The sequence below is a fragment of the Labrenzia sp. PO1 genome (assembly GCF_012273635.1).
Classification (GTDB): Bacteria; Pseudomonadota; Alphaproteobacteria; order Rhizobiales; family Stappiaceae; genus Roseibium; species Roseibium algicola.
This window is the reverse complement of record NZ_JAAXCR010000002.1, coordinates 1040620-1062139: the sequence shown is the minus strand read 5'-3', so window position 1 is coordinate 1062139 and position 21520 is coordinate 1040620. Positions and strand designations below refer to the sequence as shown.

Below are 21520 nucleotides of genomic sequence, written 5' to 3'. Positions count from 1 at the left end.
AGCCCCTTATCGAAAGGACGCCGCATGAGCACCCAGAAACCCGTTCGCCGCATCACGGCCCCGCAGATCACCCGCCGCAAGGGCGGAGACCCCATCGTCTCGCTGACCTCCTATCACGCGCATACGGCGGCCATCGTCGACAAATACGCCGATTTCATCCTGGTGGGTGACAGTCTCGGCATGGTCATGCACGGCATGGAATCCACCGTCGGCGTGTCGCTGGAACTGATGATCATGCACGGCAAGGCCGTGGTACGCGGCACCAGCCGGGCGCTGGTGGTGGTCGACATGCCCTTCGGCACCTATGAGGAAAGCCCTTCGGTCGCCTTCCGCAACGCTGCCCGTGTGATGAAGGAGACCCAGTGCGGGGCCGTAAAGCTTGAAGGCGGCGCCCGCATGGCCGAAACCATCCGCTTCCTGAGCGAGCGGGGCATTCCGGTGATGGCCCACATCGGTCTGACGCCGCAATCGGTCAACGTCATGGGCGGGTTCAAGACACAAGGGCGCGATGAGGACAGCTGGACCAGCCACGAAGAAGACGCAAGAGCCGTTGCCGAGGCGGGGGCTTTCGCGCTGGTTCTGGAAGGTATGGTCGAGCCGCTGGCGGCAAGGATCACCAAACAGATCGCGATACCGACCATCGGCATCGGAGCGTCCGCGGAGTGCGACGGTCAGATCCTGGTGCTGGAGGACATGCTCGGCCTTAACCCGACGCCCCCGAAATTCGTCAAGGTCTATGGCAATCTTGGCGGCCAGATCGAGGCAGCGGTGAAAGCCTATTCGGAAGAGGTCAAGGACCGCAGCTTCCCCGGTGAGAGCGAGGTTTACCGGTAGAGGCCAGTTTCTCACCTCTCGGCTTGTCATCCCGGTCACAGTGAAACGGAGATCCGGGATCGTGGCGCCCGTGCCTTGCCTTGTGAACGCGTGCCCGTGTCGTCCGCCGGTGGCTCTCCGATCCTGGCTCGGGCTGACGCTTGGCCGGGATGACGATGGAAAGGTTTGTTTTCCGGCGCTATCCGATGGAATGAAATTAACGCCCGATTTCCGGCTGCAATGAATTCTGGCCGGGCGTAAAGTCGGGTCATGCTTATGACCCGACCCAGTTTCGACACGCTCTATGAAGCGCTTCTGAACCGTGATCCGTCCTACGACGGACGTGTTTTTGTCTGTGTAGCTTCTACCGGAATTTTCTGCCGGCTGACCTGTCCGGCGCGCAAGCCGAAGCGGGAGAACTGCACCTTCCATGACACCGTGTCCGAATGTTTTGACGCCGGCTTCCGCCCTTGCAAGCGCTGCCGTCCGACCACGCCGGAGGCCACTGCCGACCCGGTGGTGAAGCCGTTGATCGAGGCACTGGAAAAGCGTCCATCCTACCGCTGGGGCGAACCGGATCTCGTGCGCATGGGGTTCGACCCCTCAACTGTGCGCCGGGCCTTCAAACGGCATTTCGGCATGACCTTTCTGGAAATGGCGCGCCAGCGGCGCCTGCAGGAAGGGTTCTCGACACTTGCCGACGGCGGCAAGGTGATCGATGCGCAGATCACGGCCGGGTTCGACTCGCCGAGCGCGTTTCGCGAAGCCTTTGCCAGGATTCTTGGCCAGTCTCCCGGGGTCTTTTCCGCCAAGCCCCTGCTTTTCGCCGACTGGGTGGCGTCGCCGCTCGGTCCGCTGATTGCCGTCACCGACAAGACCCAGCTGCATCTGTTGGAGTTTCTCGACCGAAAGGCCTTTCCGACAGAGTTCAGGAAGCTGCAGACCTACGCCAAGGGGGAGATCGGCTTTGGGCGAACGGAGGTCACCGACCAGATCCAGGGAGAACTCGATCGTTTCTTTGCCGGAACCGGCGGTCAATTCCAGACAAGGCTTGCTCTACACGGTTCTGCCTTCACGCGGGATGTCTGGCGCGAACTGCTGACCATTCCGCCTGGCGAGACACGCAGCTATTCCGAACTGGCAAGGGCGCTGGGGAGGCCGGAAGCTGTGCGGGCGGTTGCCCGGGCCAATGGCGCCAACCAACTGGCTCTCGTCGTGCCGTGCCACCGAGTCATCGGGGCGGACGGTTCCCTCACCGGGTATGGTGGGGGGCTCTGGCGCAAGCAACGCCTGATCGAACTGGAGCAGAGCTACCGGCAGACCCCTGCTGCTTGACGGTGCTTGCCTTGCCTTCGTTTTGGTTCGGCGTGTTAGCGGTCGAAGCGGACTGGCACCTGCATGTTCATGCGCGCAACACGAATATCACCCGGAAACTTGGGCATGGGCGAAGCCCTGCGCACCATGTCGAGCGCGGCCTGGTCCAGCACCGGGTGCCCGGAGGACCGGGTCACGCGAATACCGGAAACAGCGCCGTTGGATGAAATCGTGAAGCCGACACTCACCGTTCCCTCCAGCCTCTGACGTTTTGCTTCACGGGGATAACGTTTTGCGCGGCGCAGTTTGGCCACCACCTTGCCCTGATAATTGGACGTTGCTTTGGTGCCGCCATCGTTGGTACGGGCATCCGCCCGGCCATTGGTGTTGGATTTCGCGCTCTGGCTGGTGACGCGTTCACCACCCTTTCGGGCGCTGGTTTCCGCCCCCTTCCTCTGCGCTTTCACAACCTTCTTGGGTTTTTCCTGCTCTTCGATCTTGGGAGCTTCCGCATTTCGCACTGGCGGCTTGGGCTTGCGGTTCGGTGTCTGCGTGACCTCGGCCAGCGGATCGGCAACTGGCTGTTGCACTTCGGTTTGCAGGTCCACCGGCTGAACTGTCTCAACCGGTGCGGCTGGCTCCACCCGGGCAACTTCGACAGGTTTTTGCTCCGGTGCCGGCTCGACTGGGTCGACCGGCTTGACCGGTTCCGGTGTGACACTGCCTTGCAACGTTTCGGACGCCGTCGCCACCTCCGGCGTTGTCGCCGGCGCTTTCACCGGTGCCAATGAAGTAACGCCTGCGACCATCGGAACGGACGGAACAGGTTCTGAAGCTGGCGTGTCAGGCACTGCCTCGGCAACGGCCGGGCTTGGCTGCACCTCTACCGGTTTCACCGGCGTGCCGGACCGCACCTCGGGCTTTGCGGTGTTCACCTGTACGTCTTCGATTGGCTCTACGTCCGGCTTCACGTCCTCGACAGGCTGAGGATCGGCTACGGCATCCACTTGTGCTCCGGCTACAAGATCCTCGATGGACCCGATCACCGAAACGCCGCCGCCTTCAGAAGCTGCAATGGAGATCTCATTCGGATCTTTCGCGAAAAAGGCGGCGCCGGTGCCGTGCAGCACCACAGAAAGGATGGCCCCGGCAGCCAGGAAACGCGCGAAACTCACTTCGAGCCTCTTCTTGTTATGAGCACGATGTCGGTGCGTCCGGCATCCTTCAACTCGCGTAGCACCTTTTCCAGAGCGTCCGCCTTCAGCGTGCCGTCCGCAGCCACCTTGATCGGGCCGTCTGTGCCGCCTGGCTCATCCTGCTGCGCAAGCCAGTCGGCAACGCCGACTTCAGCCTCTCCGGCAAAGGTGCGGCCTTGCGGGTCAACAATGAGTGCGCCGGTGGACCGGATGGTCTCGTCTTCCAGTATGTTCAGCGGCGGTTCGATTTTCCTGGCATCGTCCCGGGCAACCGACCCTGCAAACAGGAAGAAGATCAGCATCAGGAAAACGACGTTGATCAGCGGAATGGTGTTTTCCGGCGGTTCGCGGCGCTGTGGGGATTTCATGCGCATGAGGTCACCTATTGTCCCGTCACCAGAACGCTCTTCAGCCCGCTTCTGCGAACCTCGGACATGACATCAACCACGTCCTGGACGTTTGCATCCGGGCCGGACCAGATCGCGACGACACTGTTTTCCTTGAGCGCGGAAAACAGTTTCGCCATGTCCGCCTTCATCAGGGGGCGTCCATTCAGGTCCAGCTTTTCCGACGTGTGAATACGCAGGTAGGCGGGCCTTTGCGCCGCGCCGCCACCTTCAGCACCGCTGGAAATGTCCAGCGACTGGTACCGTGTGAAGCTGGACGCCAGCATGAAGAACAGCAGCAGCAGGAAGATGACGTCGATCAGCGACGTCAGGCCGACGGGCTTGCGCCGCACTCTTGCTTTAAATTGCATGCCTCGTCTCCGAAGCCTCCAGGGCCACGATCCGGGCCGCACCGCGTTCGGCGATCGCCCCGGTGAAGAACGCCGTGACCAGCGCTTCCATCTCGGATTGCTCCGCCTCGATACGGCTGTCAAACCAGCCGACAATGGCCGACACGGGTATTGCGACCGAAAGACCGACGGCGGTTGTCAGCAAGGCTACCCAAATACCGCCGGCGAGAACGGAAGGGTCCACCGCCGCGCCGGCGCCCTGCATGGCCTGAAAGGCCTCGATCATGCCGAGTACGGTCCCCAGAAGGCCGATCAGCGGTGCTGTCTGCGCGATCATGTCGAGCGGGCGAAGGTATGCCCTCAGCGTGTTGATCCGCTGGATACAGATCCGCTCGACGTCCTCTTTCAGAAGCTCGGTCCTGGTGTTGCCGCAAGCGCTGCCCTGCACGAGCTTCAGCATGATGTCGGCAACCACGGATTTTCCACCGGCCGCCATCGTTTTCGCTTCCTGAGGCCGGCCGTCCAGCCAAAGGTCCAGCGCCCTGCGGGCAGTACCGAAACGCCCGACACCCAGATACAGGAACTGCAAAAGCTTGGCGGCAATCAGCGCTGCCGCCACCAGGGAAAGGGCAAGCAGGAACAACACCACCGGGCCGCCCTGATCGACGAGGCCGGTCAACGGAGACAGGAAGTGCGGCAGGGCCGCGGTAGGGACATCAGGCATTTTGATCACGCTTGGGTTTTCATCAGAGGATCAGGTCGATTTCCGACCGCGAGTCGATCCGCAGCAGCGGCAGGCAGTCCTGTTGGGCGGTGTCCTGAAGGTCACAGGCGCGCACCTCGTTCACAAGGACGCGAGAGATGCCGGTACAGTCTCCCTTGGCAACGTCATATTGCCGGACACGCGTCTTGCCGGTGGGGAGATCGCCGAAGTCGATCGCGGCATAGCCGGAAACGCCGTCAGAAGTGTCGAACATCACCAGGTCGAGGCCAAGGGCGTTTACGGGTGTTGGCAAGGTGTTGCGGATGACGAAGGTCAACCGGCAGGACCCGTCGACTGTTTCCGCATCGTTCAACTGGACGGAGATCGCTTCGCTTGTCTTGGAGGCGGTTTGGGACGCTGCCTGAGACGCCGATTGCGCGTTGGCTGCGGCAGCGAACTGACTGCTCAGCATCAAGGCGAGCGCAACCGCCCGAACCGGCGCCGAAACCAAAGATCTCTTCATCCCTTCGCTCTCCCGTAGCGGCTCGCGGCCTGGTTCCGGATAAGAACCCCGGCCGCGCGCCATTCGAGTTAAAGACTTGTCTCCAGGGCAGCACGTGGGTGGCATCGGCGAAGCCGGATGGGGGTATCAATCCGCGAAAAGGGCTGTCCCGTCGGGGCGCACGAAACGCACGATTGGCTTTCAGAACTGCTGGAGATTTTTGAAGGCTGAGGCGGTCTGCGCGATCATCATCAAGACCGTCGCTGCCCTGGCTAATCGATCTTTACACCGAAAGCAGCGGGTGAGGGAACCGGTCTGGATTAAAAAAGTTGAATTTTTAATTCAGAATTTAAACAGGTCACCGGCGATGCCGGGACACAGACCATTTCAGCGCCTGCCAGGCGAGCCCGCAGGCCGCAGACTTGCCGTCCTGAAGTACCTTTCAGAACACTTCATCAGAAGACAGGCAGATGAAGGTCGGTGGAATGGAGAGCGCTTGTGGGCGCAGCTAAACCCGATCGAAGCACGCAAGCCGCCAGGTCGCTGCTGACCCTGGCGGATGAGCCGTTGCCAGTCGTCCGTTGCCAGTCATCCATTGTCATCGATCGCCGAAATGACGGAGAGCAAACCAAGTCTGTCTCTCTCGAGAGAAACGGCATTGCGGGAAGCGTCAATTCTCTTCTCGTTATACCCAAATTGAAAGAGAGTGGATTTACAGGTCACATTTAGAGTTTATCTTGCGGCGAACCAAAAATATTTGCCCAAATGGCCTGCGTTCAATCCGGGTCGGTTTCAATGGGCATATCAGCAAAGGGAGCGGCATGCCTCTAATCAACTACGTAACCCGGGTCCAGTTCGGTTTTGGCGAGCTTGCCACGTTGAAGGAAGAAGTGGCGCTCGCCGGAATTTCGCGCCCGCTCGTTGTGACGGACAAGGGCGTGCGCGGGCTTGGATTTCTCGACAAGATTGAAGCCGTCCTCGGCAAGGAGCTGGCAGGCGTTTACGACGAGACCCCCGGCAACCCGAATGAGGCGGCCGTTCGTGTCGCGACAGACTTGTTCAAAGAGGTTGAAGCCGACGGAATTATCGCCATTGGTGGCGGATCGGCAATCGATCTTGCAAAGGCGGTTGCCATCCTCGCCGCACATGGCGGCGCCCTGAAGACCTATGCGGTCATCGAGGGGGGCCTGCAAAAAATCACGGCCAAAACCTGGCCGACCATCGCTATTCCGACAACGTCAGGCACCGGTAGCGAAGTTGGACGCGGGGCGATTGTGATACTGGATGATGGCCGAAAAGTCGGCTTGCTGTCTCCATTCCTTGTTCCGAAAGCCGCGATTGTCGATCCGGAATTGACCATGACGCTGCCGCCCGTTTTGACTGCAGCCACCGGAATGGACGCTATCTCGCACTGCATCGAGACCTATCTTGCCCCGTCCTTCAATCCGCCGGCAGACGGCATCGCACTTGAAGGACTGCGCCGCGCCTGGGCGAATATCCGCAAGGCGACGGAAACACCGGATGACAAGGACGCCCGCGCCAACATGGCAATCGCCGCAACCATGGGCGCGATGGCCTTCCAAAAAGGGCTGGGCTGTGTGCACAGCCTCAGTCATGCGCTCGGCGGGCTCAATCCGAAACTGCACCACGGCACCTTGAACGCGGTGTTCATGCCTGCGGTTCTGGAATTCAACAAGGCGGCCCCGACATCCGTCAGCGAAAACAAGTATGCCCGGATGGCCGATGCCATGGGTCTGGCTACCGGTACGGATATCGGCGCGGCCATCAAGGAGATGACGGCGGCCATCGGGTTGCCCGTCAGCCTGTCGGAGCTGGGTGTTTCCGAAGATCTCTTCGACCGCATCATTCAGGGGGCATTGGCCGACCACAGCCACAAGACCAACCCTATTGACGCAACCGCCGACGACTATCTCAGGATGCTGCAAGCTTCTTATTGACGGGACCGTCTCTGAAACTCCCTTGAGCGCTCTCCGGACCACAGCACCACCCAGAATCGCCCAGAAACGCGGTGTCGGTATTTATGGAAGCTGGTGGTCCGGAATGCGTCCCCATTTTGGTCGTTAGTCGGCTTTCCGTTTGCTCCCAAAAGCCATCATTCATCGCATACGGATTGAACTCACAAGTTGGGCGTGGAATGACCGTTCATTTCGCGTCGGGTGAAGGTGTTACGGGTAGGACCTTCTAAACCTCTCCAGGTGCGCTATTTTCAAAGGCAGGGAGTTACCGACAATGCGCGGATCACATATATTGGTCTGAAGCATGAGCGACCAGAAAGAGACCGGAGACTGATGTGTCACCAAGTAAGGGCCGCGTTGAAAGACTGATTGACAGGATAGGCGCTGAATTTCAGTCTCATCTCATCGACTTGCGGAACACCTCCACAGTCTTTGATATTCAAGACGGCGCCGTTCAAAAGATGATCTCACGCGAAGCGCCATTTGGTGTCATTGGGATCAAGATCCTGGTGCGCAATCCCGGAGACGTAAATCGTCTTTTTGAGCACCAATGGAATTTCAGTATTGGGATCACCGGATGTGAATTCACGCTTTTGGACGTCGATTACCAGAACGACGTTTTGGTTGGTGATGCGAATTCAGCCGAATTCGTTGGGCACGAACACATTGCCTACAAGTCGGTTGAACACATGATTGCCTTTCATGGCGATGAGTTCGGCATAGGAAAGGTCTTCATCGAAAAAATTGGCACTTTCTGCCCCAGCCTGCTTGAAAAGCCACCATTGTTTTTTCGAATGCCGCGCAGGGCAGCACCCGCCTACAGATACACAGAAGCACCCCAGGCCATTCGCGAGGAGGTGGGCCTATCGCTTGATGGCGGCATGCTTCTGATTGAGGCGATGATCAAAGAACATGGGATTGCCCCTTATACGATCCTTCTGTCCTTCCATTCTGACGAAAACTTCTGGCTGGTTGACCTCCCAGAAACGCTTGTCGACCGGTACCAGCATGGCCTCATTGATCCGAGCCTTGGTGAACACCATTCAAATCTTGAGGTTGGGGTATCCATTACAGCGGAAGCCCTGAGGAACAGGGTTCGGCAGAAGCCAAACAGCGCTGAGCGTGATAATGGCGTCTTTTTCTCCATGTCCGGAAGCGGTTCTGCGTCAGGTTATTTGAGCGGACTGAATTGACTTTCCGTTGGCTGGGGTCATCTCTGTTGCAGTGAGAAGGCGCGCAATTCCCGACAACCTATTCTCTGACACGATCCGGACCTTGGCTGCGTGGCGCACCAATGTCCGCATTGTTAATCGCTGCGGCCATACCCCGACAGTCCGCTGCCGTTCATCGGTGGAACTGCATGCTGCGCGCCGGCCCGCCACACCACCCATCCACTGCTGCGTTATCTACCTCACTGCCAAGGCCCACTTAGGGGACTTAGCTGCCATCTACATTGTCGCGGGCAACGTCTGCTTTCTCACTTCGACGAGGCTTGCTGGAACACCTCGTACTGCGCGTCGAATGCTCGCTTGTAGGCGGGTCGCTCTGCCGCACGCGCGATGTAATCCATAAAGATTGGATACTCTTCCAGTATGCCCGATCCCTCTAACCTGCGGATCGCGTGAACCATAAGGATACCGGCTGCGCTGAAAGGTCCGGCCAACCAGGTCGGCTCTCCCAAGGCGGCGGCGAGTTGATCCAGCCGTGTTCGGATGCGGTCATCGACCATGGCGAACCGTTCCGCTTGCCAACTCTTGTCGGCCTCGAAATACTTGACGTAGTCGCGCTCGACGATCGGAGGCTCAACCGTGTTCAGGGCAGCGAACATCCAGCTTATCGCCCGTGCGCGTCCTGCTCCATCGCCGGGCAGCAGGCCAGCGTGACGCTCCGCGATGTGGAACACGATGGCCCCAGATTCGAACAAAGCCACGTCACCGTCTTCATAGGTTGGTATCTGACCGAAGGGCTGGAGGGCGAGGTGCGCTGGCTGCTTCAATTCTTTGAAAGTCACCAGTCGCACATCATAGGACTGGCCGGCTTCCTCAAGCGCCCAACGGACACGCATATCACGCGCAAGGCCGACACCTTTGTCGGGAGATGATTTGAATGCGGTGATGGTGGGCACGGGTTCTCCAACGCGAATTTTGGATGGGTGCGTTTGAGACAAGTCTCTTACAAAGCTGACTTTGCTGCAAAATGCAGCATTGGTCAAAGCGGGCTCCAGGCAGCCTTTCGCCGTCGTGACGCGCCTATCCCTACCTCGTGGTGCTGGTCGACACAAACGGCCGAATCCGGACATTCACCTTCGATTGGTTCAATGGCGGCTTCGCGGCCCCACATAGGTCGTTTAGTTCCGTATGCAAGTTTCCCTGAAGCAGACATAGGCAGCGCAACTCCTGTCGGGAATTGATTTGAATTCCAGCAGCTAACATTCGATGTCTTTTAAGAGGTAAGCCACTTAGGAAGTGTTGTACCTCGAACCATTGAACAATACGCCGTTCGTGTATTTGAGGCCGCTGTCACAAGCGACTGTAACGACGGTCGCGGTCGGTCCGAGTTCTTTGGCGAGCTCGATTGCTGCCAGCACGTTTATTCCAGTCGACGTTCTCTTCGCTCGCCAGACGCTGACATACAACGCGGGCCTGGCCTCCGGCACGCTGCGTGCGTCTTGGTTGCCACCTACGCCTCAAGCGATAAGCAGCGATGCTTCAGGTTGCAGCGGAAATAGCGCGGCATGAGCATAATTTGGACAGATTGTGGAATGACCGGGCCTGCCATGGCCAGAATGATGGGTTGAGCGATAGGCCAACCTTAAAAACAAAAAATTTCAATGTCTTGGAAAGAGAAATGGCGGACAGAGAGGGATTCGAACCCTCGATACGGTTGCCCGTATACACGCGTTCCAGGCGTGCGCCTTCAACCACTCGGCCACCTGTCCGTCGCAAGCGTCACCCGCTTGAGTGGGGCGCAATATACCCATGGCGCGATCAAGTGCAAGCACTTGAACAAGTTTTTTTTTCGGTGCCTCGCCGCTGTGGATTGTCGAGGGGTTGCGGGGCTCGGACGAGCTGCAAAAAACGGCTGTAACGTGCCATGCAGCCGGCAATGCCTGGACCGAAAAAATCTTTCCTGTCGTGGCAGTACCAAGGCGGTTTGTCTGCGGCTGGAGGCTGGCCGGGCGCATGTATGGCCGCGCAGAATCAGCGTCTGGTGTTTTCGAAGGTCGAGAGACGTCTCGCAGGCAAGGTCATGGCATGGCTCAGTCTCTGTGCGGGAAGATAACCTCGCTTGGGTTCGGCGTTGCGATAGGCCGGGGAGACGAGGCGGCCACGGTGTGACACAGGTCTGAGCAGGCGGCTTTGTGCTTGCGTATTGGGGAAATGCTGCACTGCAACTAACGCGCTACCTGAATTTATTTCGAAGCATTTGAAACGAAAACACTTGCGAAAGCCGGGAACCAAAGTCACAAGAATGTGTTGAATATCAAATCTTGTTCCTGCGCGGGGTGATATTACCCTAAAGGAATGCTCAACATCCGGCGGCTAATATTTGAAGGCCTGACTGGAGCGAGCGCTCCGTTTAATATTTTGGCAAAGCTGAAAGCAAAGCGATGATCAGTGTTTTGAAGTTTTTATTCCGCATCCTCGGCTACGGCTTTGTCGCCGTCGCGATTATTGCCGGCATTTCCGATGCAAGTTCTTCCATTGCCCTGTCCGAAATCCGTCTGGCCCAGCTTGGCCAGGTCTGGCAGAACCTGTCGCCTGCCTCTCTCGAAATGGCGGAAGCCCACATCGTGGCGTCTTTTGACCCGACGGTCTGGCAGACCTTGAAAGAGACTGTCCTGACCTGGCCGGTCTGGGCGGTCTTCGCTCCGATCGGCCTGGCGCTGCTTTGGCTGGGAGCCAAGCGCCGCAGACAGCGTGCGCTTTACGCCTGACGCGGTTTCTTGCAGCACCAGACGAGGTGTCACAAAACGGCAGTTTCCGCTCACACGCGAACACCGTTGCGTGACGGGCCTCTTGGAAAGCGGGCGCAGCTGCGCCACATTAGCTCCTGAAATAAGCCAACTGCTTCCCGGGATCCTCGAGAGGCCTTGTTGGCATGTGTGGGAGAAAGCCATGTCGTTCATGACGATGCTGACCAAGAAATTTTCGCTGCCGGCCAAGGACGAGGCCCTGCCGGGGCGTTCCGAAGCGATCCGGCCGGCTGAGCCGCATTTCGTCAACGGACGGCCGCTCGCAGGCCCCTATCCGGACAACATGAAAACCCTTGTGGTCGGAATGGGCTGCTTCTGGGGCGCTGAACGCCTGTTCTGGCAGCTGCCCGGTGTCTATGTCACCGCGGTCGGCTACGCGGGCGGATATACGCCCAACCCGACCTACCATGAAACCTGCACCGGGCGCACGGGCCACACGGAAGTGGTCCTGGTCGTTTATGACCCGGCAGAGATTTCCCTCGGAGATCTTCTGAAGGTCTTCTGGGAAAATCACGACCCGACCCAGGGCATGCGCCAGGGCAATGATACCGGTACCCAGTATCGCTCGGCCGTCTACGTGAGCGAAGCCGACGACCTTGCCGGAGCCGAACAGTCGAGGCAAGCCTATCAGGCCGCCCTGAAGGCCGGTGGCGTGGCAAGCTCCATCACGACGGAAATCCGGGAGCTGGATACCTTCTATTTCGCCGAGGATTACCATCAGCAGTATCTGGCCAAGAACCCGGCCGGCTATTGCGGGATCGGCGGCACGGGCATTTCGTGCCCGGTCGGGCTGGGCCAGACTGCCTGACGGCTGTCCGATCGCTAGCTTGGTTCCGGTTGAGTTCCAGACGGGGCAGTGCCAGTGACGGCGCTGCCCCGTCTTTTTGCATTCTCCGGCGCCTGAAGCCGGCAGTGTTTCAACCGTTTCCTTGCCGAAGTTGGCCATACTGAAAGTCAGCTGGCGCGGGTCAAAAAAGTCAGGATCTACATAAGTACAATTTCGTACATAGCTTATATCTTTCAATACTCTAGGGAAGTTTCAGGCTTTCTTAAATTTGCGCTGCGAGGATAGACCTGACGCATGGGCGTTTAAGGATCGACTTCGTGAGCCGTTCGGCAAAAATTTTCGCGACAGGATACTTCCTGGCCAGCTGCCTGTTGATGCTGGTCGGCTCGTTGATGCCTGCCCGCGAAGGGCCGGTCGCGGTATTCGCATGGCCCTGGGGTGAAAGCGCGGTCAGCGTCATCGCCAGATCGGGTGGCCCGGTACTGTTCGTCGGGGACAGAAGCTGGGTGGCGCTCACCGAAGCGGGTGAACAACAGTCCATCGCAAATCTTTACCGGTCAGGCGCCGGTTTTGTGGCGTCTTCCTTCATCGCGCAAGCCTGTGCGCGATTGAGCGGTGTCTCCCTGGAGCAGTTGAAATGAACGGTGTGGAAATGTCTCAAGCGGATCAGATGTCGGGTCAGCTTTCCGGTCTGGACCAGTTCCGGCAGAAGTTTGCGCGGATGCTGATCCATTTTATCTGGGTGAATGTCTTCCTGGTCATGGGAACGGCCTGGTGGGTTGGCTATGTTTCGCTCGTGGCGGTTTGCGGGGCAGCCTTGCTCCTGGGTGTTGCGGCCACCGGTACATGGATCAAGTTCGGAGCCGGCGTCGAAACGCGCCTTGCCACCTCCATGTCCCTTGCCGGGCTGGTTGCCCTGTTCGTGGCCGCTCTGGCTACACCGGATGGTCAGATCACCTATCAGCTCGACGCACATATGTATTTCTTCGCCGTTCTGGCGATCCTGGCCAGCTGGGTCGACTGGCGGGCGCTGGTTGCCTATGCGGCCGTCGTCGCCGTGCACCACCTTGTCCTGAATTTCGCCATGCCCTGGGCCGTTTTCCCCGGTGGGGCGGATTTCAGCCGCGTGGTCTTTCATGCGCTTGTCGTGGTTGCGGAAGTCGGCGCACTCTGGTGGATGACCGACAGTCTTGCACGAGCGTTTGCCGCTTCCGACAAGGCACGCGAGGAGGCCGAGGCCGCTCGCGCCCAGGCAATGGTGCTGCAGCACCGGACCGCTGAAAATGACGAGATGGAGCGCGCCAAGCAGAAGGTCATCAACGAACGCATCATGGCGTTTGAAAGTGATATCGCTGCCAAGCTGGACGGTGTCGGCCTGAAAGTGCGCGAAATGCGGGATGCCGCAACCGAGCTGGGCACCGTTGCCGAAAACACCTCGTCGCGTGCAGGCTCCGTATCGGATGCGTCCGAAACGGCGTCCTCAAACGTGCAAATGGTTGCTTCCGCCGCAGAAGAGCTGTCGTCCTCGATCGCGGAGATTTCGCGCCAGGTCGAACAGACCACCGGCATCGTCAACCGGGCGACGGAAAATGCGCAAACCAGCAACAGCAAGGTCGCGGGCCTTGCGAATGCGGCCAATCGGATCGGCGAGGTCGTCACGCTGATCCAGGCGATTGCCGAACAGACCAACCTTCTGGCTCTCAACGCCACCATAGAGGCGGCCCGCGCGGGCGAAGCTGGCAGGGGCTTTGCGGTTGTTGCTGCCGAAGTGAAGGAACTGGCGACACAGACGTCCAAGGCAACGGAAGAAATCGGCGCCCAGATCGCGGCGATCCAGGCGGAAACCAAGGACGCGGTGGAATCCATCGGAGTGATTGCGACGACGATGGACGAGGTCAACAGCTATACGGCCGCCATTGCTGCCGCTGTTGGTGAACAAGGCGCGGCGACCCAGGAAATCTCGCGCAATGTGGCGGAAGCCGCGGACGGCACGGGACGGGTTGCCAACAACATCGACGGTGTGCGGGAATCTGTCGAACGCACCAGCCACTCGGTCGGTTCCATGGTCGAGGCGGCCGAGACCCTCGATCTGGAGACCCAGGACATGCGCCGTGCAATCACCGCCTTCCTGAAGGATGTCGCGGCCTGAGAGTACGGCCGCAACAGATCGTGATCTTCTGAAACCGGCGGCCAGTCCGCCGGTTTTTTCGTTCTTGGGGTGCTCTCCTGTCCTGCATGCTTGACCTGATGTCGCTTGAATGCCATGAGCCGCCCCTAACGAACCAGCGTAGCGAATGAAAACGTGCCACGCTGGCAGCATTCTTCACCCTTGCGGACACTGACGCCAAACGATGCCTGCATCCTCCTTCGCGCCTGGAACGGTCCTGCTGCTGGACCTGTTGAAGCAGCGGTCTGCGCTGTTGTTTCAGGCGCCGGATGAGGTGATCACTTGCTCCCGGCTCGAGGAGGTTCAGGGCTGCCTCGAACAGCTTGAGGCCGCCCAGGCGGACGGGCGCCATGCGGCAGGCTACCTTGCCTATGAACTGGGTTTTGCCTTCGAGGAAAAGCTGCGGCAACGGTTTCATCAAACAGAAGAGCCGTTGCTCTGGTTCGGGCTGTATGGCGCGCCGGCGGAACTGGGTCTGAACGAAGCCAAAGCTATGCTGGAAAGCGTGGCTGGCGACGGCGAGGCTGCCATCGGCAAGCCGGAGTTCGATATGGACAGGGCCGCTTACGATACGGCCTTTGCCCGCGTCCGCGACCATCTGGCGAAGGGCGACATCTATCAGGTCAACCTGACCATGCGCGCGCGGTTCCGGCACCAGGGGGCTCCTGAACGGATCTTCCAGACCCTTCTGCGTCGCCAGCCGGTGGAATTTGCCGCTTTCCTGCGTCTTGAAGACCGGACGATCCTGTCTCTCTCGCCGGAACTTTTCCTGGAGCGCCAGGGCACCTGCCTGCGGACCAAACCCATGAAGGGCACCGCGCCCCGAGGGCGTTACGCTTCCGAGGACGCCACGATTGCACGCACGCTCTCAAGCGATCCCAAGCAGCGGTCCGAAAACACCATGATCGTCGACCTGATGCGCAATGACCTGTCGCGCATCGCCGACACCGGCACGGTCAAGGTGACCAGGCTGTGCGAGGTGGAGCGCTACCAAAGCCTTCACCAGATGACCTCGACGGTCGAAGCTGAAGTTCCCGATGACGTCGGCTTTGCACGGATCGCCGAACATCTCTTCCCCTGCGGTTCGATCACGGGAGCGCCGAAACTCAGCGCCATGCAGATTGCCCAGGATCTGGAAACCGGCCCGCGTGGCGTCTACACCGGTTCGATCGGCTATCTCGCGCCTGGAGGCGATTTCCGGCTGAATGTCGCCATCCGGACGCTGGTGCTGCGAAACGACGGCAGCGGCGAAGCCGGAAGCGGGTCCGGCGTGATCTTCGACAGTGGCGCGTCTCCCGAATACGACGAATGCGCCTTGAAACTGAGGTTCATGAGCGAGGACACGCCCGGCTTCGATCTGATCGAGACGCTGGCTTATCACCCGGGCGACGGCTACCTGCTTCTGGAACGGCACATGCAGCGCCTGCAGGCCTCAGCGGCCTATTTCGGCTTTCCTTTCCGCGAAGAAGATGTGCGTGAGGAGCTTCTGCAGCATGTTCGCATCTTTGCCGGTTCAAGGCGTGTGCGGCTGTTGCTGTCGGCGAATGGCGGCATTTCGGTCACGTCGACGGATCTTCCGCCGGCCGGTCAGGAGGCCGTTTTCAATCTGGTGATTGCGCAAGAAACCACGTGGTCAACAGACAGGTTCCTGTTCCACAAGACCACCAACCGGGCCTTCTACGATGACACGCGCCAACGGTATCAGGCGGAAACCGGTTGCCAGGAGGTGCTGTTCCTGAACGAGAACGGCTATCTCACCGAAGGCAGCTACACCACTCTTTTCTTGAAGCGGAACGGCAGCTTGCTGACGCCTGCGCTTCGTCACGGGCTTCTCCCCGGCACCTTCCGGGCGGGGCTTCTGGAACGTGGTCTGGCAAGCGAGGCAGACCTTACGCTTCAGGATCTGCAAGAGGCCGAGGAAGTCTACGTCGGCAATTCCGTGCGCGGTCTGATACGCGCTCGCCTGCTTTCGGAACAAGCGAGTGGTTCGTGGCACATGGAAGCCGGGCAACACAATGAAGCCACCCGCAAGGCAGGGTGATAACCGGTACGCTAACAGAGCAGCGCTGACATCTCAGGCATTGTCCCAGGGAATGACTGTCAGCTCCGGCCAGAGGGCCTTCATCCGTGCCGCCTTTTCCGCATAGGTTTCCGGGTTCGGCTGTGTGTAATTGGGCACCAGCCGCATGCCGAACAGGTTGGCAAGGCCGAAAGGCGCATGCAACACCATGCGCCCGTCCTCTTCGAGCCGTGCCGCCACCGAATGGGTGCGCGAGGCATAGGTCGTCAGCGAATCCATGGCACAGTCGAGAGGGCGGTATGGCCTGCCGAAACGGCTCTCGTACCACAGGTGGACACGAGCCTGATTTCTTACTTCCAGAAGGCTCGCCAAGTCGGGCAGGGCCTGGTTGACCTTGCCGATAACAGCGTCCTCAGCCTCATAGGATAGATCGGTTCCGTCGAAATAGATGATGTCGAAATCCTTGATGCCGTGCAGCAGGGGGCGGTTGGTGAGGACGTTCCAGACAGTCTGGTAGATACCGCCCGACACCAGCCAGGCATCAGGAAGGGCAAGGTTGCGGACAGTGGTCAGGATTTCCATCACATGAGGCACGGTCCTGAGGATCTGCTCAAGACCTGCCAGCCGCGTCTCCTCACTGGCGGCATAGGGATCGCCCAGCCTTGCGTCGCGTACATCCATCTGCAAATCGGCGGTCATTTCCGGATCCTCTTTTCGCGAAGGGGCAACCTATCCGATTCTCAACGTATCGCGAGCCGTGCATGATGAGGACCATGCACGCGAATGTGTCTTCCGCAGATACGCGCGCTACCGGATGAGGGGCACCGACTTGACATGAAGCAGGTAGGCGCCATCTCCTCCGGAGACGTTTGGTTTTTTCAGGAATTGCCGATGTACCTCTTGCCACGCACACAAATGATCGCCGCACTGGCCGCTTGCGGGGCGGTGCTTGTCACCGCTCTGCCATCCGCGGCCCAATCCGGACGGCCGAATTCCACCGCCATGTCCTGCGGACAGGTTCAGTCCATGATCAATCAGCGTGGGGCCGTCGTGCTCAGCACCGGCCGCTATACGTTCGACCGGTATGTGGCCAACCGGAGCTACTGCCAGCATGGCGAGGTCACGCGCCGGGACTACATTCCAACGAAGGACAATGCGAAATGCTACGTGCTTCGCTGTATCAATCCCCAACCCTGGCGGTATGACTGAGCCGTATCCGGGCCGGTTGCCTCCCGGACTTCAACAGGAGACGTCATGTGAACCGACTTTCCAGAAACGCATGTTTCGGCTTCCTGGCGTTTACCTGGCTCGGGGTCACTGCCTCCGTAGAACCGGCCATGGCCCAGGCCGGGCGCCCGGACACGCGTTCAATGACATGTGCCCAGGCTCAGGAACTGGTCAGGAAAAGCGGCAGCATCGTCCTGACGACCGGCCAGTCGACCTTTGACCGCTTCGTTGCAAACGGTAGCTATTGCCGGCCGCAAACGGGGCAGGTCCGTGCGAAATTTGCTCCCACGCGCGACAATCCGCAGTGCTCCGTCGGCTACAGGTGTTTCCAGAACCGGACGCAGCGGTAAACGGGATCCTTCTGCAAAAACAGGATAAAGAGGCACAAGTCTTAACCGCCTTGCAGGCTTTTCTTGCTATTTCATGCGCGGACGGGGCAACGCCGTGTTGCATTTGGAAACCGTTTCACAAATATGAAATACGGATTACCTACTGCTGGAAATCATAGCCATTTAATACATGACTTCGCCTGAATACTCAGGAAAGGCCTTGCGATGAACGAGAATAATACAAGAAAACAACTGTTAATTGCGAAGTCCGCACTTCAGGCAGGCCTGTTTATGTGTGCGGCTCTTGTCCCTGTGCTGCAGGCGGAAGCGCAAACCAGGCGTCAGCCCGATACCACGCAACTGACCTGTGACCAGACGCAGGACCTGATCAAGAGATTCGGGGGCATCAATCTGAAATCAGGCCCTTACAAGTTCGACCGGTTTGTCGTCGGCCGGAACCAGTGTTTCTCGGGCCAGACGGTGCGGCCGACATTCGTGCCGACCAAGGACAACCCGAAATGTTCCGTCCTTGTCTGTGCAGAGATGGGGCAGGCCCGCCAGTAAAAAGGCCGCGCGATGGTGTTCGCGCAGCCCCTTTTTCCAGTCTTGTGAAACGCCGATTCAGCCTCTCAGCGTGCCACCGGTTGCCTTCTCGACATTGGCAATGATCTTCTTTGCCACGGCGTCGATTTCCTCGTCCGTAAGGGTCTTCTGACGCGGCTGCAGTGTCACGTCGATGGCGACTGACTTCTGGCCTTCCGGCACACCCTGACCTTCGTAAATGTCGAATAGCGTGACATCGCTGATCAGAGTCTTTTCCGCGCCACGAGCTGCTTTGAGCAAGGCCTCGGCCGAAATGTCCTTGCCGACAAGGAACGCGAAGTCGCGTTGAACCGGCATGAGGCCACTGACATTGAGGGCACCCTTGGAACGGCCACCCTTGCCCTTGGGTTCGGGCAGCGCATCAAGGAAGATCTCGAATGCGACCAGCGGTCCTTCGATGTCGAGCAGCTGCAGCGTGCGCGGGTGAACTTCGCCGAACACCGCCAGAACGTTTTTCGGGCCAAGCTTGAGACAGCCGGACCGGCCCGGGTGGAACGTTGCCGGGGCATCTGCAGACACCATCAGTTTGTCTACCGGTGCGCCGATGGCCGCCAGTGCTGCTTCGGCGTCCGCCTTGGCGTCGAACACGTCGACGGCCTGGGAAACACCCGACCAGTGCCGGCCGGAACCCTGAAGCTTCGCAGACCCGCGGCGCACACCGGTTGCGACCATCTTCTGGCCTTCCGGAGTATCGTTCTCGAACACCTGACCGACTTCGAACAGGGCGACGTTGCCATAGCCCCGGTCGGCATTGCGCTGTGCCGCCAGCAAAAGGCCCGGAAGCAGGCTCGGGCGCATGTCGGACATCTCGCTGGAAATCGGATTGGCCAGCGCAAGCGCAGCGCTGCCGCCACCGAAGAGTTCAGCGTGGTCCTTGGCAATGAACGACCAGGTAACCGCTTCATTGAAGCCACGGGCGGCCAGTGCCCGGCGCGCCTTGTTGCGGCGGATCTGTCCGGTGGTCAGCACCTTCTGGCCGACGGTACCGGTGCGCGGCAGTGGTGTGAACGGAACACGCTCCAGACCGATGATGCGCACAACCTCTTCCACGAGGTCGGCCTTGCCTTCGATGTCCGGCCGCCAGCTGGGCGCGGCCACCTTGACCGTGTCACCGGCGCCGGAGATCCAGAAACCGAGCGACTTCAGGGTGACGTTTGCTTCAGCGGGCAGAACATCGACGCCGGACAGGCGCCTGATTTCCGAATAGGGGAAATCGATGATGTTGCTGGTATCCGGCACGGAACCGGCCTGCACCGTTTCGGACGGCTCGCCGCCGCACAGGTCCATGACCATGCGCGTAGCATATTCCAGACCCGGCATCATGTAGTTGGGATCGACACCACGTTCGAAGCGATAGCGTGCGTCCGTATTGACGCCGAGCTTGCGCCCTGTGGCGGCAATGTCGTCCTCGTCCCAAAGGGCGGATTCGATCAGCACGTTGACAGTCTCTTCCGTGCAGCCGGAAGGCTCGCCGCCCAGGATGCCGCCGAGACTTTCAACGCCGTTGTCGTCGGAAATGACGCAGATCGTGTCATCGAGCTCGTAGCTCTTGCCGTTGAGGCCGTCGATCTTCTCGCCCTGCTTGCCGCGGCGGACAACCAGATTGCCGTGAACCTTGTCGGCGTCGAACACGTGCAGCGGCCGGCCCTGATCGAAGGTGATGTAGTTGGTCATATCGACGAGGGCGTTGATCGGACGCAAGCCGATGGCGGTCAGGCGGTCCTGCAGCCATTTCGGCGACGGGCCGTTCTTCACGCCCTTGACCAGGCGCAGGCCGAAGGCCTTGCACATCGGCTTGGTGTCGCCGAAATCGAGCGTCACGTCGACCGGGCAGGGGAAGCTGCCGCGAACCTGTTCGTTGCTGCGTTCCTTCAGCTTGCCGAGGCCGGCTGCGGCAAGATCACGGGCAATGCCGTATACGCCGGTACAGTCCGGGCGGTTCGGCGTCAGGCCGATTTCGATGACCGGCTCATCCAGGCCGGCCCATTCGGCATAGGCCATGCCGACCGGCGCATCCGCCGGCAGGTCAATGATGCCGTCATGTTCGTTGGAAAGTTCCAGCTCGCGCTCCGAGCACATCATGCCGAAGCTTTCCACGTCGCGGATCTTGCCGACGGAAAGCGTGACATCAAGGCCGGGAACATAGTCGCCCGGCTTGCCGAGCACGCCGACAAGGCCGGCGCGGGCATTCGGCGCACCGCACACAACCTGCACCGGGTCGCCCTCGCCGGTGTCAACCTTCAGGACGCGCAGCCGGTCGGCATTCGGGTGCTGTTCGGCTTCCAGAACCTTTGCGATTCTGAACGGCTTCAGGCGGTCGGCGCGGTTGGTGACTTCCTCGACTTCCAGTCCGATCAGGGTGAGACGTTCAACGATCTCTTCCAGGCTGGCGTCGGTTTCCAGATGCTCCTTGAGCCAGGAAAGGGTGAATTTCATCTTTCGATCTCTTCAAACTTGGTGCGGTCTCAGGACCGCGAAACGGGACGTGGAGGCCTCAGTTGCCGAGCCGGTCCACTTCGGGAATGATGGTCGCAGCGCCGTAGTTTTCGGCAAAGCGGCGGCCGATGTCGGAAAAGTCGCGGGTCCAGCCGCGCACGATCTCCGGCGTGATCTGCTGTTTGGTGGCAATCGCCTGGGCAGCTTCCGTCTCGATCCGGTCCCGCAGGATGCCGAGTTCGACCTGGGCCGCATATTCGGCCCGGTACTTGCCGAGCCAGCCCATGGCGACAATCAACACCATCACCAGAAGGGCCGCGGTGCTGGTCAAGCCGGCCCACTTGGCGGTACCGCCGATCCGCCGGTCGCTGGCGATCAGAACGATCGAAGCAATGGTCAGGAATGCCACGATATAGATTGCCTGCAGGAAGCTCTGGTACTTTTCGGCCGAGCTTGCCTCGTGGCCGGCACGTAGACGCGTGATCCGGTCACGGAGGTAAAGCAGCGCATCGGCTTCGGTGCCCAGCTTCTCCCGGAAGTAGGTGTCGCAGAACCGCAGCCGGCCCCGGTTCTCGATCTTGTCCGCGCAGGCCTCGAGGAACGAGGTCGGCGTCGCGACGCGTGTTTCCTGGTCGCTGGTCTGCGCGGCTGCCGGCAACAGGGCGGCAACGGTCAGCATGGCGGCAAGAACGATGCGGATCAGCAATGACATGATGGCGCCCCCAAATTCAGGCG

General features: G+C 59.8%; 22 protein-coding genes and 1 tRNA gene. 13 read left to right on the top strand and 10 right to left on the bottom strand.

The annotated features are described in order from the left end of the window. Positions 1–24 precede the first annotated feature (24 nt). Together panB and HCG46_RS12780 are read left to right on the top strand one after the other, a co-directional pair. Positions 25–834, top strand: coding sequence for a 3-methyl-2-oxobutanoate hydroxymethyltransferase (gene panB / locus HCG46_RS12785; RefSeq protein WP_055657382.1), 810 nt, complete (start codon positions 25–27; stop codon positions 832–834). Between the two features lie 249 nt (positions 835–1083). After that, positions 1084–2148, top strand: a complete 1065-nt coding sequence (locus tag HCG46_RS12780) for a trifunctional transcriptional activator/DNA repair protein Ada/methylated-DNA--[protein]-cysteine S-methyltransferase (RefSeq protein ID WP_168686441.1) — start codon at positions 1084–1086, stop codon at positions 2146–2148. Between the two features lie 35 nt (positions 2149–2183). Here HCG46_RS12780 and HCG46_RS28580 read toward each other — a convergent pair whose 3' ends face one another. From HCG46_RS28580 to HCG46_RS12755, 5 genes are read right to left on the bottom strand one after another with little or no spacing between them, the layout of a single operon-like run. Continuing rightward, on the bottom strand, positions 2184–3302 hold the full coding sequence (locus tag HCG46_RS28580) for a TonB family protein (RefSeq protein WP_205838482.1): 1119 nt from the start codon (positions 3300–3302) through the stop codon (positions 2184–2186). Continuing rightward, positions 3299–3697 (bottom strand): biopolymer transporter ExbD, encoded by a 399-nt coding sequence (locus HCG46_RS12770; RefSeq protein WP_152508589.1) that lies wholly within the window; start codon positions 3695–3697, stop codon positions 3299–3301. Before HCG46_RS12770 ends, HCG46_RS28580 begins: the two co-directional genes overlap by 4 nt. 8 nt (positions 3698–3705) lie before the next feature. Next, positions 3706–4080 carry a biopolymer transporter ExbD gene (locus HCG46_RS12765; protein ID WP_168686440.1) on the bottom strand — a complete coding sequence of 125 codons (375 nt, stop codon included), beginning with the start codon at positions 4078–4080 and terminating at the stop codon, positions 3706–3708. Continuing rightward, on the bottom strand, positions 4070–4783 hold the full coding sequence (locus HCG46_RS12760; protein ID WP_205838481.1) for a MotA/TolQ/ExbB proton channel family protein: 714 nt from the start codon (positions 4781–4783) through the stop codon (positions 4070–4072). Before HCG46_RS12760 ends, HCG46_RS12765 begins: the two co-directional genes overlap by 11 nt. Before the next feature lie 22 nt (positions 4784–4805). Beyond that, a complete protein-coding gene (locus tag HCG46_RS12755) occupies positions 4806–5285 on the bottom strand; it encodes a hypothetical protein (protein WP_062491970.1) in 480 nt (159 codons plus the stop codon). 94 nt (positions 5286–5379) lie between these two features. Here HCG46_RS12755 and HCG46_RS28385 point away from each other — a divergent pair, with 94 nt between their 5' ends. The 3 genes from HCG46_RS28385 (at position 5380) to HCG46_RS12745 (ending at position 8433) form a co-directional block, all read left to right on the top strand. After that, complete coding sequence (locus tag HCG46_RS28385) at positions 5380–5814, top strand: hypothetical protein (RefSeq protein WP_205838480.1); 435 nt, start codon at positions 5380–5382, stop codon at positions 5812–5814. 271 nt (positions 5815–6085) lie between these two features. Then, positions 6086–7222 carry an iron-containing alcohol dehydrogenase gene (locus HCG46_RS12750; protein WP_168686438.1) on the top strand — a complete coding sequence of 379 codons (1137 nt, stop codon included), beginning with the start codon at positions 6086–6088 and terminating at the stop codon, positions 7220–7222. Positions 7223–7575: 353 nt separating this feature from the next. Continuing rightward, a complete protein-coding gene (locus HCG46_RS12745) occupies positions 7576–8433 on the top strand; it encodes a hypothetical protein (protein WP_145903644.1) in 858 nt (285 codons plus the stop codon). Positions 8434–8717: 284 nt separating this feature from the next. On the opposite strand, the gene HCG46_RS12740 is transcribed toward HCG46_RS12745, so the two are convergent. Together HCG46_RS12740 and HCG46_RS12735 are read right to left on the bottom strand one after the other, a co-directional pair. After that, entirely contained in the window at positions 8718–9305 is a 588-nt protein-coding gene (locus HCG46_RS12740; protein WP_168686683.1) for a glutathione S-transferase family protein, read from the bottom strand. A 783-nt stretch (positions 9306–10088) separates the two neighbouring features. Further along, positions 10089–10178 (bottom strand) — tRNA-Ser (locus HCG46_RS12735). 684 nt (positions 10179–10862) lie between these two features. Here HCG46_RS12735 and HCG46_RS12730 point away from each other — a divergent pair. From HCG46_RS12730 to pabB, 5 genes are all read left to right on the top strand, one after another. Beyond that, complete coding sequence (locus HCG46_RS12730; RefSeq protein ID WP_168686437.1) at positions 10863–11177, top strand: hypothetical protein; 315 nt, start codon at positions 10863–10865, stop codon at positions 11175–11177. A 181-nt stretch (positions 11178–11358) separates the two neighbouring features. Further along, positions 11359–12024, top strand: coding sequence for a peptide-methionine (S)-S-oxide reductase MsrA (gene msrA / locus HCG46_RS12725; RefSeq protein WP_168686436.1), 666 nt, complete (start codon positions 11359–11361; stop codon positions 12022–12024). Positions 12025–12320: 296 nt separating this feature from the next. Then, positions 12321–12644, top strand: coding sequence for a hypothetical protein (locus HCG46_RS12720; protein ID WP_022999673.1), 324 nt, complete (start codon positions 12321–12323; stop codon positions 12642–12644). Continuing rightward, positions 12641–14152 carry a methyl-accepting chemotaxis protein gene (locus HCG46_RS12715; RefSeq protein WP_062490604.1) on the top strand — a complete coding sequence of 504 codons (1512 nt, stop codon included), beginning with the start codon at positions 12641–12643 and terminating at the stop codon, positions 14150–14152. The genes HCG46_RS12720 and HCG46_RS12715 overlap by 4 nt, the downstream gene beginning before the upstream one ends. A gap of 202 nt (positions 14153–14354) precedes the next feature. Beyond that, positions 14355–16211 (top strand): aminodeoxychorismate synthase component I, encoded by a 1857-nt coding sequence (gene pabB, locus HCG46_RS12710; protein ID WP_168686435.1) that lies wholly within the window; start codon positions 14355–14357, stop codon positions 16209–16211. Positions 16212–16244: 33 nt separating this feature from the next. Here pabB and HCG46_RS12705 read toward each other — a convergent pair whose 3' ends face one another. Beyond that, entirely contained in the window at positions 16245–16889 is a 645-nt protein-coding gene (locus HCG46_RS12705) for a nucleotidyltransferase family protein (protein WP_168686434.1), read from the bottom strand. A gap of 192 nt (positions 16890–17081) precedes the next feature. Here HCG46_RS12705 and HCG46_RS12700 point away from each other — a divergent pair, with 192 nt between their 5' ends. The 3 genes from HCG46_RS12700 (at position 17082) to HCG46_RS12690 (ending at position 18310) form a co-directional block, all read left to right on the top strand. Then, positions 17082–17399, top strand: coding sequence for a hypothetical protein (locus HCG46_RS12700; RefSeq protein WP_077293189.1), 318 nt, complete (start codon positions 17082–17084; stop codon positions 17397–17399). 47 nt (positions 17400–17446) lie between these two features. After that, entirely contained in the window at positions 17447–17767 is a 321-nt protein-coding gene (locus HCG46_RS12695) for a hypothetical protein (protein WP_353621817.1), read from the top strand. Between the two features lie 270 nt (positions 17768–18037). After that, positions 18038–18310, top strand: coding sequence for a hypothetical protein (locus HCG46_RS12690; protein WP_022999679.1), 273 nt, complete (start codon positions 18038–18040; stop codon positions 18308–18310). Positions 18311–18367: 57 nt separating this feature from the next. Here the strand turns inward: HCG46_RS12690 and pheT are convergent, their stop codons facing one another. Together pheT and HCG46_RS12680 are read right to left on the bottom strand one after the other, a co-directional pair. Continuing rightward, a complete protein-coding gene (gene pheT / locus HCG46_RS12685) occupies positions 18368–20785 on the bottom strand; it encodes a phenylalanine--tRNA ligase subunit beta (protein ID WP_022999680.1) in 2418 nt (805 codons plus the stop codon). A gap of 58 nt (positions 20786–20843) precedes the next feature. Further along, the gene (locus HCG46_RS12680) at positions 20844–21497 is read right to left on the bottom strand and encodes a hypothetical protein (protein ID WP_022999681.1); all 654 of its coding nucleotides are present in this window, start codon (positions 21495–21497) and stop codon (positions 20844–20846) included. Positions 21498–21520 lie beyond the last annotated feature (23 nt).

Bases quoted from the DNA above. Each gene is read 5' to 3' on its own strand.
- HCG46_RS12755 (WP_062491970.1), bottom strand. From the start codon at position 5,285: ATGAAGAGATCTTTGGTTTCGGCGCCGGTTCGGGCGGTTGCGCTCGCC.
- HCG46_RS12715 (WP_062490604.1), top strand. From the start codon at position 12,641: ATGAACGGTGTGGAAATGTCTCAAGCGGATCAGATGTCGGGTCAGCTT.
- HCG46_RS12760 (WP_205838481.1), bottom strand. From the start codon at position 4,783: ATGCCTGATGTCCCTACCGCGGCCCTGCCGCACTTCCTGTCTCCGTTG.
- HCG46_RS12780 (WP_168686441.1), top strand. From the start codon at position 1,084: ATGCTTATGACCCGACCCAGTTTCGACACGCTCTATGAAGCGCTTCTG.
- HCG46_RS12740 (WP_168686683.1), bottom strand. From the start codon at position 9,305: ATGCGTGTCCGTTGGGCGCTTGAGGAAGCCGGCCAGTCCTATGATGTG.
- HCG46_RS12750 (WP_168686438.1), top strand. From the start codon at position 6,086: ATGCCTCTAATCAACTACGTAACCCGGGTCCAGTTCGGTTTTGGCGAG.
- pheT (WP_022999680.1), bottom strand. From the start codon at position 20,785: ATGAAATTCACCCTTTCCTGGCTCAAGGAGCATCTGGAAACCGACGCC.
- panB (WP_055657382.1), top strand. From the start codon at position 25: ATGAGCACCCAGAAACCCGTTCGCCGCATCACGGCCCCGCAGATCACC.
- msrA (WP_168686436.1), top strand. From the start codon at position 11,359: ATGTCGTTCATGACGATGCTGACCAAGAAATTTTCGCTGCCGGCCAAG.
- HCG46_RS12765 (WP_168686440.1), bottom strand. From the start codon at position 4,080: ATGCAATTTAAAGCAAGAGTGCGGCGCAAGCCCGTCGGCCTGACGTCG.
- HCG46_RS12705 (WP_168686434.1), bottom strand. From the start codon at position 16,889: ATGACCGCCGATTTGCAGATGGATGTACGCGACGCAAGGCTGGGCGAT.
- HCG46_RS12680 (WP_022999681.1), bottom strand. From the start codon at position 21,497: ATGTCATTGCTGATCCGCATCGTTCTTGCCGCCATGCTGACCGTTGCC.
- pabB (WP_168686435.1), top strand. From the start codon at position 14,355: ATGCCTGCATCCTCCTTCGCGCCTGGAACGGTCCTGCTGCTGGACCTG.
- HCG46_RS12700 (WP_077293189.1), top strand. From the start codon at position 17,082: ATGTACCTCTTGCCACGCACACAAATGATCGCCGCACTGGCCGCTTGC.
- HCG46_RS12770 (WP_152508589.1), bottom strand. From the start codon at position 3,697: ATGCGCATGAAATCCCCACAGCGCCGCGAACCGCCGGAAAACACCATT.
- HCG46_RS12690 (WP_022999679.1), top strand. From the start codon at position 18,038: ATGTGTGCGGCTCTTGTCCCTGTGCTGCAGGCGGAAGCGCAAACCAGG.